This is a genomic window from Paenibacillus sp. FSL H8-0537 (genome assembly GCF_038051995.1).
Lineage (GTDB): Bacteria > Bacillota > Bacilli > Paenibacillales > Paenibacillaceae > Pristimantibacillus.
The window spans coordinates 6,576,988-6,591,376 of sequence record NZ_CP150290.1; the positions used below are offsets into that span (position 1 = coordinate 6,576,988).

12 protein-coding genes are annotated in these 14,389 nt (G+C 51.0%); 8 read left to right on the top strand and 4 right to left on the bottom strand.

The genetic code is table 11. The features are described from left to right. Positions 1-29 precede the first annotated feature (29 nt). Complete coding sequence (locus MHB80_RS27880) at positions 30-1,061, bottom strand: ABC transporter substrate-binding protein (protein ID WP_341279966.1); 1,032 nt, start codon at positions 1,059-1,061, stop codon at positions 30-32. A 374-nt stretch (positions 1,062-1,435) separates the two neighbouring features. Here MHB80_RS27880 and MHB80_RS27885 point away from each other — a divergent pair, with 374 nt between their 5' ends. The 3 genes from MHB80_RS27885 to MHB80_RS27895 all read left to right on the top strand — a co-directional run bounded on the left by MHB80_RS27885 (position 1,436) and on the right by MHB80_RS27895 (position 4,351). Next, positions 1,436-2,482: a fatty acid desaturase gene (locus MHB80_RS27885; RefSeq protein ID WP_341279967.1), complete on the top strand. Its 1,047-nt coding sequence runs from the start codon at positions 1,436-1,438 to the stop codon at positions 2,480-2,482. 124 nt (positions 2,483-2,606) lie between these two features. Beyond that, complete coding sequence (locus MHB80_RS27890; RefSeq protein ID WP_341279968.1) at positions 2,607-3,755, top strand: sensor histidine kinase; 1,149 nt, start codon at positions 2,607-2,609, stop codon at positions 3,753-3,755. Beyond that, the gene (locus MHB80_RS27895) at positions 3,752-4,351 is read left to right on the top strand and encodes a response regulator transcription factor (protein ID WP_341279969.1); all 600 of its coding nucleotides are present in this window, start codon (positions 3,752-3,754) and stop codon (positions 4,349-4,351) included. The genes MHB80_RS27890 and MHB80_RS27895 overlap by 4 nt, the downstream gene beginning before the upstream one ends. Positions 4,352-4,750: 399 nt before the next feature. On the opposite strand, the gene MHB80_RS27900 is transcribed toward MHB80_RS27895, so the two are convergent. Next, entirely contained in the window at positions 4,751-5,569 is an 819-nt protein-coding gene (locus MHB80_RS27900; RefSeq protein WP_341279970.1) for an inositol monophosphatase, read from the bottom strand. Between the two features lie 149 nt (positions 5,570-5,718). Further along, the gene (locus tag MHB80_RS27905; protein WP_341279971.1) at positions 5,719-6,180 is read right to left on the bottom strand and encodes a hypothetical protein; all 462 of its coding nucleotides are present in this window, start codon (positions 6,178-6,180) and stop codon (positions 5,719-5,721) included. Positions 6,181-6,492: 312 nt separating this feature from the next. Here MHB80_RS27905 and MHB80_RS27910 point away from each other — a divergent pair, with 312 nt between their 5' ends. Together MHB80_RS27910 and MHB80_RS27915 are read left to right on the top strand one after the other, a co-directional pair. Further along, on the top strand, positions 6,493-8,475 hold the full coding sequence (locus MHB80_RS27910; protein WP_341279972.1) for an AraC family transcriptional regulator: 1,983 nt from the start codon (positions 6,493-6,495) through the stop codon (positions 8,473-8,475). Then, positions 8,465-9,031, top strand: a complete 567-nt coding sequence (locus MHB80_RS27915) for a nitroreductase (RefSeq protein ID WP_341279973.1) — start codon at positions 8,465-8,467, stop codon at positions 9,029-9,031. Before MHB80_RS27910 ends, MHB80_RS27915 begins: the two co-directional genes overlap by 11 nt. Before the next feature lie 139 nt (positions 9,032-9,170). Here MHB80_RS27915 and MHB80_RS27920 read toward each other — a convergent pair whose 3' ends face one another. Then, the gene (locus MHB80_RS27920) at positions 9,171-10,844 is read right to left on the bottom strand and encodes a glutamine--tRNA ligase/YqeY domain fusion protein (protein ID WP_341279974.1); all 1,674 of its coding nucleotides are present in this window, start codon (positions 10,842-10,844) and stop codon (positions 9,171-9,173) included. Between the two features lie 203 nt (positions 10,845-11,047). Here MHB80_RS27920 and MHB80_RS27925 point away from each other — a divergent pair, with 203 nt between their 5' ends. From MHB80_RS27925 to MHB80_RS27935, 3 genes are read left to right on the top strand one after another with little or no spacing between them, the layout of a single operon-like run. Further along, entirely contained in the window at positions 11,048-12,412 is a 1,365-nt protein-coding gene (locus tag MHB80_RS27925; protein ID WP_341279975.1) for a hypothetical protein, read from the top strand. Beyond that, positions 12,409-13,167: a glycosyltransferase gene (locus MHB80_RS27930; protein ID WP_341279976.1), complete on the top strand. Its 759-nt coding sequence runs from the start codon at positions 12,409-12,411 to the stop codon at positions 13,165-13,167. Before MHB80_RS27925 ends, MHB80_RS27930 begins: the two co-directional genes overlap by 4 nt. 4 nt (positions 13,168-13,171) lie before the next feature. Next, the gene (locus MHB80_RS27935) at positions 13,172-14,380 is read left to right on the top strand and encodes a glycosyltransferase family 4 protein (RefSeq protein ID WP_341279977.1); all 1,209 of its coding nucleotides are present in this window, start codon (positions 13,172-13,174) and stop codon (positions 14,378-14,380) included. The last annotated feature ends 9 nt before the right edge of the window (positions 14,381-14,389 follow it).

Sequence of the window (14,389 nt, forward strand, 5' to 3'; positions counted from 1 at the left end):
CTTGAATAGCGCAGCTACTCAAGCGTTATTTATTTGACGAACATTTTCAAAATATCATCGATTTTCATGGCATTTGCTGTTATGCCGCCGGACTGCCAATAGGATCTCTCCACCCGGTGTACATGTCCTGCCTTCACTGCGGGGATAGCCTGCCAAATTTTGCTATCCAGCAGCTTCAGCGCTTCCTGATTTTCAGGTGAATCCCAAGTTCCATTGGACAATAAAAGAATAATGTGGTCGGCATCTAGATCCGGTAAGCTTTCTTCTGTTAAAATCTTTTGAAATTCCTCCATATCCTTCGACCATGTATTGGGCGTAAGACCCAGATTGGGATATATGGAGCCAATAAAACGGTTGTTCACTCCGAACAATGCGAAGGTGCTATCTTCCACATTCAAACGAATGACCGCTACGGATTCATCGCCAAGCGCTGTATTGAGCTTCTCCTTGGCATCGGCTATTTTCTGCTCGTAAGCACTAATCACGCGATCTCCCTGTTCCTTCATATTCAGGACATCCGCAATGGTCGTCAAAATCGCTTGAGAATCCAGCAAAATATTTTCCGGCAAACGGTAGGTAGGTGCTATTTTAGAATATAAATCGTATTTGGCTTTGTCTGCCCCGCCGTCCACTATAATTAAGTCCGGTTCCATTTCAAGCAGCGCTTCAATATTGCCCGAAATATCAAACGTTGGCAAATCCAGCTTCAAATATTCCTGCGTCCCCCAATTCGGGTGATACCACTGGACAACTGGCGTTACACCAAGCGCCGTCAAATAGTCCTCCAAATAAAGTGCCGCTACGCGCTTCGGATGTGCCGGAATCGTTACCTCTCCAAATTCGTCCTGGAGCACTCGCGTTTCCGCTACCTGCTCCGCAGCTGCCGGCTCATCCGCTCTAGCAGGAGATGGGCTTACAGTGGCCGCTGCATCGCTAGCCTCCGTATTAACAGCTGTCTCGCCTTGCGAACCGCAACCCGCGAGCGCTATGATAACGGCTAACGCCAGCAGCGTGAGCACCGTCATTTTACCCTTGAACCTCTTTTTCCCCCATTGCATCATCCCTGCTCGACTCCCCTTTAAATCAGTGATTATCATTATCAAATGACGAGATCAAGTTTAGCCTATCCCCCGCCCTGCCTTCAATGCACATACGCTACAATTTTCTTATACAAACGCTATCGGCATAGCCATAGCCTATTCGCCTCACCCCATCCAGCTGCCCTCTATATATTCCAGTCCCTGCAAAAATATTGTTAAAAACATGCATTTATGGGCATCTAGAAGCGTTCCCATATGACATATGTCATATGTCTTTACTGACGTTTATGACTTATGGCGCATGACATTTTTCTTTACAATATAAATATAGCTAGCAGGTTACGGGCATCTTTAACAGAGGATGTACGACTTGTTATTGAAGGAGGAGCTTCATTATGGATCAGAAAGCCAAGCAAGCGAGCTTGAAAAAGAGTCTTGCCCCTTACGAAAAAGTGAATATGAAAACCAGCATACGACAATTAATCAATACGTTACTCCCACTCGGGTTTTTCTGGTACGCGGCGTATGCCGTCATGCCAATCTCTTATTTGCTCACGATTGTTTTTTCCTTAATTACTGCAGGCTTTGTCATTCGGACCTTTATTATTTGCCATGATTGCTGCCACGGTTCATTCTTCAAGAGCAAACGGGCAAATGCTATCGTCGGCACGATAACAGGGATTATTACCCTCGTCCCTTTCCAACAGTGGAAATACAGCCACTCCATCCATCATGCAACGAGCAGCAATCTCGACAAGCGTGGTATCGGTGACATTTGGATTATGACCGTAGATGAATATATTGCAGCAACGCCTTTGCGCCGCCTTTTCTATCGTATTTACCGCCATCCGGTCGTCATGTTTGGCCTTGGCCCGATTGCTGTGTTTCTTATTCAATACCGTTTCAACCGTAAAGGCGCTAGACGCCAGGAACGCTTCAACACGTATTTGATCAATGTTTCGATTGTTGCTTTATATGCAGGTCTTAGCTGGCTTCTGGGCTGGCAGGCATTCGTCATGGTACAGCTGCCCGTTATGTTTTTATCCGGACTGTTCGGCATTTGGCTGTTCTACGTCCAGCATCAGTTCGAAGATACGTATTTTGAAAATGAAGATGAGTGGAGCTATGTGAAAGCAGCCGTTGAAGGCAGCTCTTATTACAAGCTTCCCCGTCCATTACAATGGATTACCGGCAACATCGGCTTCCATCATGTGCATCACCTGAGCCCGAAAGTGCCTAACTACTATTTAGAGGATGCGCACAACTCGTCCGTTCCGCTTCAGCAGGCAACGACGATTACTCTTAAAACAAGCTTGACGGCACTGCGTTTCCGCTTGTGGGATGAAGAGAACAACATGTTCGTCAGCTTTAAAGGCATGAAGCATCGTCTGCGCAAGCCGCGTGCGGCAAGCACCAAGCTGGATACAAGACGCGTTGGTTAGCAGGTACAAAGATATACACACGAAAGAGGCTGCGCGGAACCAAATGCGCGAGCCTCTTTTATGTTAAAATAGCTTCAAAGCAGCTCCTTATGCTGCAACAGCGATTTGAAAAGGCGGGACGCATATGCAAAAATGGCATCATATTTTTCATAAAAATACGGGAATCAGCCCCTATGTATGGGTCGTTTTCTACATCCTGCCCTTCTACTTTATTTTCCGCAACTCATCGCCCTACCAAGCGACTTCCGGTATTGTGATGATCGTTTTATTTTTCATCTGCTATATGCTTTCCTTTATGTCCAAGGGCTGGCAGGTTTATTTCTGGACCAGCATCCAAATTATTATTTCCATCGCGATGACGCTCATGTTCGGCTATGTGTATTTTTCCATCTTTCTCGCTTATTTTATCGGCAATATCCAGAACCGCATCGGCTTCTTTACGCTGTATTCTATTCATATCGTCACGACCTTCCTGAGCATCAACTATGGGCTGGCTGTGCAAAATCCGGTCTTTCTCGCGCAATTCCCCTTCGTACTCATTAGCTTGATCGGCGTCATTTTGCTTCCGGTCAATACGTACAACCGCAATAAGCGGGACAAGCTGGAAGGCGAGCTTGAGCATGCCAACAAGCGGATTTCCGAGCTCGTCAAGCTGGAGGAGCGGCAGCGGATCGCCCGCGACCTGCATGATACGATCGGGCAGAAGCTGTCGCTCATAGGTCTGAAAAGCGATCTGGCGGGCAAGCTGATGCAGAAAAATCCCGCCAAGGCGCAGGAGGAAATCGATGATGTGCGCCAAACGGCGCGCACGGCGCTCAAGGAAGTACGGGAGCTTGTTACGGAAATGCGTGGAACACGGCTTGAGGATGAGCTTTTTCGGGTAAAACAAATTTTGAAGGCTGCTGATATCCAGCTTATAATTGAAGGCGACCCGTCGCATACCGACACTTCACTGCTTGCCGAAAATGTCGTCAGCATGTGTCTCAAGGAAGCGGTAACGAATATTGTCAAGCACAGCTCCGCTACCAAATGTCTGGTCGAGATTGAAGCAACCCGTACAGAGCTCATTGTCCGCGTTCAAGACAATGGCACGGGCATTGCTACGGGCGGCAAAGAGTCGCGCAGCTATTACCGGGGAAATGGCCTTAGGGGCATGAAGGAAAGACTGGAGTTTATTAATGGCAGTCTGGACATTATTTGCAGCGATGGCACGATGCTCGTCATTAAAGCGCCAAATGTCGTCCAGAAGCCGGAAAAGGAGTCCTCTCTATGATAAGAATTGTAATCGCCGAAGACCAGCGGATGCTGCTGGGAGCACTCGCTTCCCTGCTTGAGCTGGAGGACGATATGACCGTGGTCGGCAAAGCTGGAAACGGCGAAGAAGCGATCACGCTCGTCCAGCAACACAAGCCGGACATTTGCATTATGGACATTGAGATGCCGGTCAAGAACGGATTGGAGGCAGCGGAAGAAATTCGCCAGCTGGGCTGCAAGGTTATCATTTTGACCACCTTCGCCAGAAGCGGCTATTTCGACCGTGCGCTCAAGGCCGGCGTGTGCGGCTATTTGCTCAAAGACAGCCCAAGCGAGGAGCTGGCCAGCTCCATACGCAGCGTCATGACCGGCCGCCGCATTTATGCGCCAGAGCTGGTGGACGACGCCTACGGGCAGGAAAACCCGCTCACCGAACGGGAGAAGGAAGTTCTCGGCCTCATCGCCGACGGCAAAAATACGAAGGAGATCGCCGACCAGCTTTATTTGACCAATGGCACCGTGCGCAACTATATTTCCGTCATTTTGGATAAGCTGGGCGTGAGCAACCGGATCGAGGCGATTACCCGTTTTAAGGAGAAGGGCTGGTTTAAATGAAATAAGGCTAAGCTGTAGCCTTTAATTCAGCTTAAAGCTACCGAAGAAATTTTACCTTTTACGAATTTAGTAAATAAATACCGCACAAGCGGTCCTACAATCAGGAGCTGCAAGGGCAGAGCAAACACAAAATTTTTAATCACTAAGGAAAAGTAACTCTCAAGTAAGGAGCTCCCATTGAGGCTGTTGAAAAAGTAAGCCGTCCCCAAGCCATATAGCGACATACAGAGGACCATTCCAATCACCATGAAAAAAGATAGTGACACAACGGCAAATATCTTTTTAGATTTGTCATACGGGAGAGCGAAAGCTATCTTCTTAGCTATTGGGCCGACAATAACGATTTCGAGCGAGGCAGCCACGATAAAGCATACAACCAATTGAAAAAGTATTTCTGATTCAGTCACTGTGCCAAACAAGGCCATTATGCACAAGACCGCGAAAAAAAGGCAACTGCTGCGGATGGCACGCAATCAAATAGGGCTCGCTGCTCATGCCCGTGAAAGGCCTGCCCTCAAAGTCGGTAATGCTGCCGCCCGCCTCGCGCACCATGAGCATTCCCGAATAAAGGTCCTCGCCCTCCGAGTTGTACAAAATAATCGCCTCCAAATCGCCCTTTGCCAGCATCGTCCATTGCAGGGTAGGCGCCCACAGCCGCATCATTCGCTTGGTGCTCGCATCAAGATGCTGGCGCAGCCTAACCGCCCGCGGCTCTTGCTGCACTTTATGCCCTTGAATCCAGCCAACTGTCGCTCTATTGAAGGCACGCGGCTCACCTAATCTAATGATTCTGCCATTGCAGCGAAAACCGCCGTTTGCCACCGCCTCATACAAGCGATCCGTCATCGGCTCATAAATGACTGCCATCACAGCCTCCCGCTGATACATGAGCGTAATGGAAACGGCAAATAAGGGCATTCCGACAGCAAAATTGTTCGTCCCGTCCAGCGGATCAACGAGCCATAGCCAATCGCTTGAAAGGCGGTTGTCTCCTGCTTCCTCCGATATGATGTGATGCTCAGGGAAGCTCTGCTTAATTTTGCCCAAAATAATCTCTTCCGCCCTATGGTCGGCTTCCGTCACCAAGTCCCCATACTCGTCCTTTTGCTTATAGGTATGGGTATCCAGCTTGTCAAAAAGCTTCTTTAGCAATTCCCCCGCTTCCCTTGCTGCCTCAACAGCGACTCGCTGCGCCTCTCTCACTACTGCTCGATCCATTATAAAAACCCCTCTTTCATCTACTGGCTGAATTAGGAAGCATAGCTCAAAAACACGGTAGGCAAAATAAAATCCTTCTCGAAATGAAGAAGGATTTTATCCACTGCGACAACTACGCATCACCTTAAAACTATAGGCTGCCGCTGTTATTATTTATTATTATTCTGATCCTGATCTGAATTTCGGAACTGGTTGGGCAACGGCGGCGGTGACGGTTTGGTCAGCTGAATTTGGTTCGCTGCATCATAAGGGCTGCCTGGAGGATTGATAGGAGCAGGAGCCCCTTGCTGGTAACCGTTCCCTGAAGGTCCATTGAATACAAGCTCATTCTTTTCTTCCACAATAAGCTCCAGTCCACCAAACTTCTTGGCAAGCACACCATACAGAAGTGCAATAACCATGCTGATAACGCCGTACATTCCAACGATAAAGACCGGCATAATAGTATAGGCTAACCCAATGCCCCATAAGCCAGGCTCGCCTACCGCTATTCCGATCAGCAGCATCGCTAATCCTATTAAAAATAAAAGTGCAGCAGGGATAATGGTAATATAAGTGACCGCTTTCAAAGCACTTATCGTCCCTATTCCTTTTATCTCCAGTTTCTTCATTCATTTCGCTCCTGTCTATGTTTGGCTGAAAAAAACTAAAAACACAACACAATAAAAACTCCAGCGACAGCTTGGCTCAGCCGAGGCCGATGCATGGATGTTGTCGCGAATTTACAATATCATATAAAGCATCCCCTAAATTTGTCAACCCAACATCCGGAAGAAGCTCCCCAAAAGCCCCCTGCCTGCTCGTTTTAAATAAGCTTTTGCCGTCTAAAATCCGCTTCTATAAAACGATGCTTATTGATTATGATAATGATTATCAGTAAAATGAAAGAAACATGTGGAACAGACGATGAATGGGGGTGCAAGATGGAATGGAATGAGCATGCTCATTTATGGACACAGGCGTCGGTGAAGCTGATGGATGTCAGGTTCGTGTCGTTGCGGGGAAGCGATACGCCGCCAGTCTATCAGCTTCCAGCAAACGGCTTCCTCTTTGCCGTGCGCGGTTCGGCGCACATCGCACTTGATTATACGGAATATGAGGTGAACGGCATGTTCGCGCTGCATGGCGGCAAAGGGATGCTGCTGGATATTCGCCTCGCAGCAGAGCAGTTTGACTACTATCTTGTTCTGTATAAAGCCAATGTTCCTTTGCCCAGCGACCCGCACAAACACCCTATCCATTCGCCAGCCTACCCTTTTCAGGTACAATACGGCTGTATTCCCTCCTATCCATTGTCACTGTTCGACAAGCTTGAGCTTCTCTTGCATGCTTGGAACTCGCTGGGGAATGTGGAGAAGCTTCATGCCAAAACCTTATTCTATCAGCTCATATATGAGCTTACACGGCAGCTTCGCGAGCAGACGGTAAAAATCATTCCGGCCGATCCAGCCGAACAGGCTTTGCGGTATATCCATGAGCATTACGCGGAACCCCTTACACTTGACAAGCTGGCGTCTATGCTGGATTGCAGCCCCAGCCATCTCTCACGCATATTCAAGCAGCGCGCTTCCTGCAGTCCTATTGAATATATGATTCGTTTAAGAGTGGGCAAAGCTCGCCACCTGCTTATCCACACGGATGCGAGCTTGCAGGACATTGCTGCGGCTATCGGTTATTCCGATGTCTATTATTTCAGTAGAATTTTCAAAAAACAGTCCGGTTTATCGCCGCTTAAGTATCGTGAGCATGAGTCCGCGGAGCGCAATAACATCAAACAACATAATCCATTCCTGATGCTAAGATCGTCCATTGTTCCAGCCAAGCTCAAACGTTATATTAAAGCTCGAAGTGATAATGGTTATCAATACGAGAGCAGAGGGGATTTTCAATTGGTTAGGAACAAAAGAAACTCAGCGGCGTTGACATTACTGGTATGTCTCACGCTGCTATTGAGCGCTTGCTCAGGAACGACAGCAGGAAATCGGGCAGCAGGCAGCAATGGTGCGGCAAACAATTCTGTAGCGACGTCTGGCAATACTGCAGGCAATGTTGTGCAATCGGAAGCGGCTACTATGAATTACACGGGAGCAGACGGCGAAGTCGAGGTTCCCCGCAATCCCCAACGAATTGTAGTCCTCACCCACGCTTATGTCGGCTACTTTATGGTACTTGGCATTAATCCGGTCGGGGCGCCGAGCATGACGATGGAGAACCCGCTATACGAAGGCAAAATTGACGGAATGGAAGATATCGGAGCATGGGGCGCTTTCTCGATCGAAAAAATTATCTCCTTGAATCCGGATCTTATCGTAGCGCTGGCTAATACGGAAAACCTGGATGAGATTAAGAAGATTGCTCCGGTTGTTACCGTAAACTATGGAGAGAAAAATTATAAAGAGCAATTAATCGAATTCGGCAAGCTGACGAACCGCGAGGATGCGGCCAAGCAGTGGGTTGCTGGCTGGGAAGCCAAAATCGCCGAGGCTAAGCCTAGAGTGCTGCAGGCAGTTGGCGATAAAACCGTATCGGTGCTAAGCCCTCACAATAAAGGCGTATATATTTACGGCGAAGGCTTTGGACGCGGAACCGAAATTTTGTACGACGAGTTTGGGCTCAAGGTACCTGCTGACTTCGATGTCAAGCTTGGCTCCAAGGAAATCTCGCTTGAGAGGGTCGCCGACTTCGCGGGAGACTACATCTTCACTACGCCAGATACAAGCGAGAGCAGTGACACAAGCCCGACGTATGAAACGGAAATATGGAAAGGGCTGCCGGCCGTTAAAGCGAACCGTGTTTTCTACATGGAAAAAGGGTCTGCTGCATTTAATGATCCAACGACACTAGAAGCGATGCTTCCGTTTATTGTAAACAGCCTCACCAATGGAGAAAATGAAGATGGAGCATGAGGCTCTCGGCGTTCGCTCTACGATTACAGGCAGAAGAACGATCCGCGATTTTAACGGCGAGCCGCTGACAGAAGCAGCGATTCAGCAATTGCTGGAGGACGCGGTGTGGGCACCGTTTCATTCCTCCAAAGAGCCTTGGCGTTTTATTCTATTTACGGGAGACGGCCGGAGCAAGTTTGCGGATGCTGTAAGGTTAACCCAACCCAAGGAGATGCTTGAAAAATGGGGCACTTGGATCGAGACGCAATACTGCTCTCTTATACAAGCCCATCTAATTGTCGTCGTCAAAGCCCATCCCCGGCAAAGAGAGTGGGAGGAAGCGCTGATGGCTGCTTCCGCTCTCATTCAAAATGTACAATTGCTGGCATGGGAGCGGCAGATTGGTGTCGTATGGAAGACGCATGACTACAACTGGGATCCCCGATTTCATCGTGCTATTGGCGTTAAAGCAGATGAGAGAATCGCCGGCACGCTGCATCTCGGCTATTTTGACAAAACACCGAAAGCAAGGCGCAGAACCCCCGCAGCCAAGCTGCTAACCTGCTTTAGGGATTAGCCGCCTGAATTGCGGGCAAAGAAGCATAGCTCAGGGCTGGCCCTGCTCTATGCTTCTTTTTCTTGCCAGTAAAAAAAAGCCGTGAAGACTGCCTGACAGGCAGACGTTCACGGCTTTTGCTATTAAGCTGATGCGGTACTTATGCTTTTGCTGGATCGAAGGAGCTTTTCAGCGAAACGATACGGTTGAAAGCAAGCTTCTCCGGCGTCGTATCCTTCGGATCTACATTGAAATAGCCGTGGCGGAAAAATTGGAACTTCGCTTGTCCTTCGGCATCCTTCATATTCGGCTCCACGAAGCCTTGAAGCACCTCAAGGTTATTCGGGTTGATGCATTCAAGGAACGGCTTGCCTTCCTCTTCTGCTTCATTCGTAATAAGAGGCTCGAACAAACGGAAGTCTGCCGGAACTGCCTGTGACGCCTCCACCCAGTGAATCGTGCCCTTTACCTTGCGGGCGTTGAAGCCCGAGCCGCTTTTCGTTGCCGGATCGTATGAGCAGCGAAGCTCAATAACGTCGCCCGCTTCATTTTTCACAACCTCTTGGCAAGTAATGAAATAAGCATGCTTCAGACGCACCTCATTGCCAGGGAACAGGCGGAAATATTTATTCGGCGGATTTTCCATAAAATCGTCCTGCTCAATATAAATCTCGCGACCGAAAGGAATTTGACGAATGCCCATGTCTTCGTTCTCGGCGTTATTTTCTGCATCGAGCAGCTCGGTTTCGCCTTCCGGATAGTTCGTAATAACGACTTTGAGCGGTCGCAATACCGCCATCGTCCGAAGCGCCTTAAGCTTCAAGTCCTCACGGATAAAATGCTCCAGCATCCGCTCATCGACCGTGCTGTTCGCCTTCGCAACCCCGATCTCGCGACAGAAGGCGCGAATAGCTTCCGCCGTAAAGCCTTTGCGGCGCAGACCGCTGATCGTCGGCATACGCGGATCATCCCAGCCGTCCACCACTTTCTCGTCGACAAGCTGCTTTAGCTTTCTTTTGCTCATCACGGTATTCGTAACGTTCAGACGGGCGAACTCGTATTGACGAGGCACTGCCGGCATCTCGCATTCGGCAATCGCCCAGTCATAGAGCGGACGGTGATCGGCGAACTCCAGCGTACAGATGGAATGCGTAATGCCTTCAATTGCGTCGCTGATCGGATGAGCATAGTCATACATCGGATAAATGCACCAAGCATCGCCAGTCCGGTGATGGTGGGCATGAGCGATACGGTACAGCACGGGATCACGCAGGTTGATATTCGGCGAAGCCATGTCGATCTTCGCTCTCAGCACCTTCGAGCCGTCAGGAAATTCTCCTGCGCGCATACGGGCGAACAGATCGATATTCTCTTCTGCACTGCGCTCACGGTAAGGACTGTTTTGCCCAGGCTGTGTCAGTGTGCCGCGCGTCTCGCGGATTTGCTCGGCGGACAGGTCGCATACGTATGCTTTGCCTTTATTAATGAGCAGCACTGCGCGATTATAAAGCTCTTCGAAATAGTCCGAGGCAAAACGCAGCTCGTCCCAATCAAAGCCCAGCCACTTTACGTCCTCCTGAATGGAATCGACGTATTCGGTATCTTCCTTAACCGGGTTCGTATCGTCAAAACGCAGATTCGTTCTGCCTTTGAAATCATCAGCCAGCTCAAAATTCAAGCAAATGGACTTCGCATGCCCAATATGCAAATAGCCATTCGGCTCCGGCGGAAAGCGCGTCACGATTTCCTTGACATGGCCGGTCTTCAAATTTTCGCTCACAATATTTTTTATAAAGTTAGAGGATGACAGCTTTGTGTCCACGTTGTTTTCCATTGTGACCAACCTTTCCCACGAAAATAGATATCTTTCTATAATACACAAAATCCCGCAAAATTATAAGATCATCCGCATGGTTAATAAAATAGATGGCATGTGATCAACCTTTGTTTTCATAGGTTCTATCAATAACGTATTTGCTCGCGGCATGGCGCGCGCTGCCAGTAGCCCTTGCAACCTGAACGGATGGTGAAGACATCATGACTGGGAAGCCGATCGTTATTTTTCCCTACAGCCGCTTTGGAGCGTTCCCGGCGGCGGAGCGCGACTGGCTGGCTAAGCTCGGAGAGCAGCGTCACATCTATATGATCGCCGAGGACGCGCTCCCGGACTGGGCAAGCGCCGCGTCCATCGTTCCCCTATCGCTCGCTCGTCTGCCTGAGCTGGATTGGGACCGCACCTGCGCGCTTGTGCTCCATCCTTGCTGGACACATATTGCAGCACCGCTGGCATCGCGCAGCCTGATCGCCTATCTTCCTGATTCAGAGCCGCAGGAAGCAGAGCGATGGCGCTCCTATCGCAGCTGGCTGTGCGCGCGGGCGACGCTCGTCGTTGCTGCCACCGAAGCCTTTTATTTGGAGCAGGCCTTTTGCCGCGGCGATATTTTCCTGCTTGATGGCACCGATGAAACGTCCGATCTGCTGGCGAGACAAGCGATTGAATGGCATATCGACGGCTATGAATCACAGATGCTCATACGGCTGCAGCAGCGCTACCGCGCCATTTGGCATGAGGAGCAGGCCGACAAAACGCGGGCCGCGGGCCGGATTGCTGAAGCAAGGGAGCAGGCAGATATGGCGGCGCTGGAGCAGAACAATCGAGCTGAAGGTGAGCAAGACGCTGCGACGCTGCAACAAAGCAGGCAAGCGGCGGCGAGGGAGGAAGATGATCAAGCTGGCATTCCAGCCGTTTATAGGCGAAGACTGACGGACCAGCTTTTTTTCCATGCGGTGTATCGCTACTTGACTGGCGAAAGTCTGCGAGCGCAAGGCGAACTGCTCGCCGCCTTTGAGCAAGCCGTGCTGGATGGGCGCGAGCAGGCGCTGCAGCATATTTATCGATTTCGTTCCGCCATGCAGCTGGAGCTGGGATTGATAGATGAAGCGGTGCGCACCTATCTGCACACAGCGCTTTCTGATGAAGAGCAGCTGCAGGGCGAGCGGCTGCTCCGGTGGATGGACGGCGGCAAGCACTTCCTAGCAGAGGCACTGCTGTACCAGCTCAACGATGATTATCGATCGGCGATTGCAAGGCTTGAGCCACTGCAAGCCGATCCGGAAGCCCGCAAGCTGCTTGCTGAGCTTTACCTGCAAAGCGGCAGGCTGGAAAGCGCCTACCTGCTGCTGTCTAAAGAACCGCTGGGGAGCATAGCGGAACGCGAGCAGTTTCAGCTGATGACCGGCACGGTGCTGCTGCTTCAGGGCAAGCGCCATGAAGCCATCCATTGCTGCCTTATCGCGGCGGAGACTAACATCGAGGCGCTTGGCAACATCATCGAGCTTGCCAAGCTCGATCATATCGTAATGGAGCAGGCGCACCATCGCGATAGGGAGGTTCAGCCATGAGTGGCTTAAAGCCATTTCGCATTCCTCGCAAAACGACAGGCAATAAGCTCACTGCTATTATGCAAGTACGCAATGAGGAGGGCCGCTATTTGGAATCGCTGCTTGCCGACCTGTCCAGCTTCGTCGATGAAATCGTCATTGTGGACGATGCAAGCACCGATGCAACCGTCGATATTTGCAAAGCCTGCCGCAAAGTTGTGAGGCTGGTGGAAAATGAGGAGCGGCTGTTCGGCTGCGAATGGCGGCTGCGCCAAATGCTGTGGCGGGCAGCCGAGGAAACCGAACCCGACTGGCTGCTCGCGGTCGATGCGGACGAATTTTATGAGGATGCCGCCAAGACTGAAATGCGAAGCTTGATCAATCAGGGAGCGTATGACTGGGTAGCTTTTCGCATGTATGATTTCTGGGGGTCTGTGACGCATTACCGGGAGGATGCCTGGTGGAATTTGCATCAGCGACCGACGGTGACGCTCACTCGCTACTTGCCCGGCTATCATTATGCCTATCCGCAATGGGCCCATCATGTGCCGCGTCTCCCGCTCACATGCAGCGCGCTTCCCGGAGCGCTGACGGAGCTGCGCATTAAGCATTTCGGATGGGCAGGAAGTGCAGCGCAGCGCCTTCAAAAATATGAGCGGTACATGCAGCTTGACCCGGAGGGCAAATGGGGCAGCCTCGCCCACTATGCCTCGATTCTTGATCCGAACCCCCGGCTTGTTCGCTGGGCGGAGCGAATGATACCGAAGGGGGAGTAGAGGGATGGGCAATGGGGAAGCACGGGCAGACGTCACGATTTTGACCCATAGCTATTTGAATGCCTATCAGCAGCAGTATACACGGCCCTTCGGTGGCGGGCTCGAGCGTTATGTAGGGCTGCTGTGCCGCACCATTGCAAGGATGGGGCTGCGCCCGCTCGTCTACCAGCTCTCTTATTATGGAGAATTCTCCACCAGCTACGAAGGGAGTCCGGTCCGCGGCTGGACGTATGAGGTGGACGCATTGGCTGCCGCCTTCGAGCGTATGGCGGCTGCCGCCGAGGGTCTCATTATATATGCCAGCTGCATTTGGCAGCCCATTGCCTACCGTCCTGGCAGCATCGGCATCTGCCATGGCATCAACTGGGATTACAGCCGCATGGAGCTGAAAACGAAAGCGAACATCGCCGCCATAATCGGCAGCGCCATCCGCCAGCTCGACCTGATCGTGTCGGTCGACTCGCATTTTCAAACCTATTGCCGCTCCACCTGCGAGTTTGACGATTCCTCCAAAATCGCCTTGCTGCCAAATCCGGTGGACACTAGCCAGTTTCGGCCAAAAAACGAGAAATCGGCAAATCGCCTGTCGTCTAAAGAAGCTTCGGGTCAGACCTATGGAAAAGAAGTGACAGCCCCTAAGCCGCTGCGCGTGCTCTATCCAAGGAGGCTGAGCTATGAGCGCGGTGTTGTAGCGATGATGCTCGTAACAGACAAGCTGCTGGACCGTTTTGCAAATGTGACCGTGGAGTTCGCGGGAGAGCTGCTGGACCATACTCCTGTCGCTGCTGCTTTTCAGCTCTGGATAGAGGCCCAGCCGCATAAGGAGCGGATCCTCGTGCGGACCTACAGCTTTGATACCGTGCAAGATGCCTATCATGCGGCAGATATTGCCGTCATTCCTACGCTTTATTCTGAGGGAACCTCCCTCTCGTGCCTTGAAGCGATGAGCTGCGGCGTACCCGTCGTCGCCACGGATATCGGCGGGCTCAATGACATCGTCATCGATGGTTTGAACGGGCGCCTCGTGCCGCCTCGCTGGGTGCCGCTTTACGAAGCGATATGCGACTTGCTTGGAGACGCCTCTCTTCGGGGAGAAATGGCTGCTGCCGCACGTCAAACCGCGCTCGCCTTCGATGAAGCGAGATGGAGCAGCAGGTGGGAGCGCCTAATTGCGGCCCAGCTTGAGAAGCTTGGGCAGAATGCAGCGACATAACACCAGAGC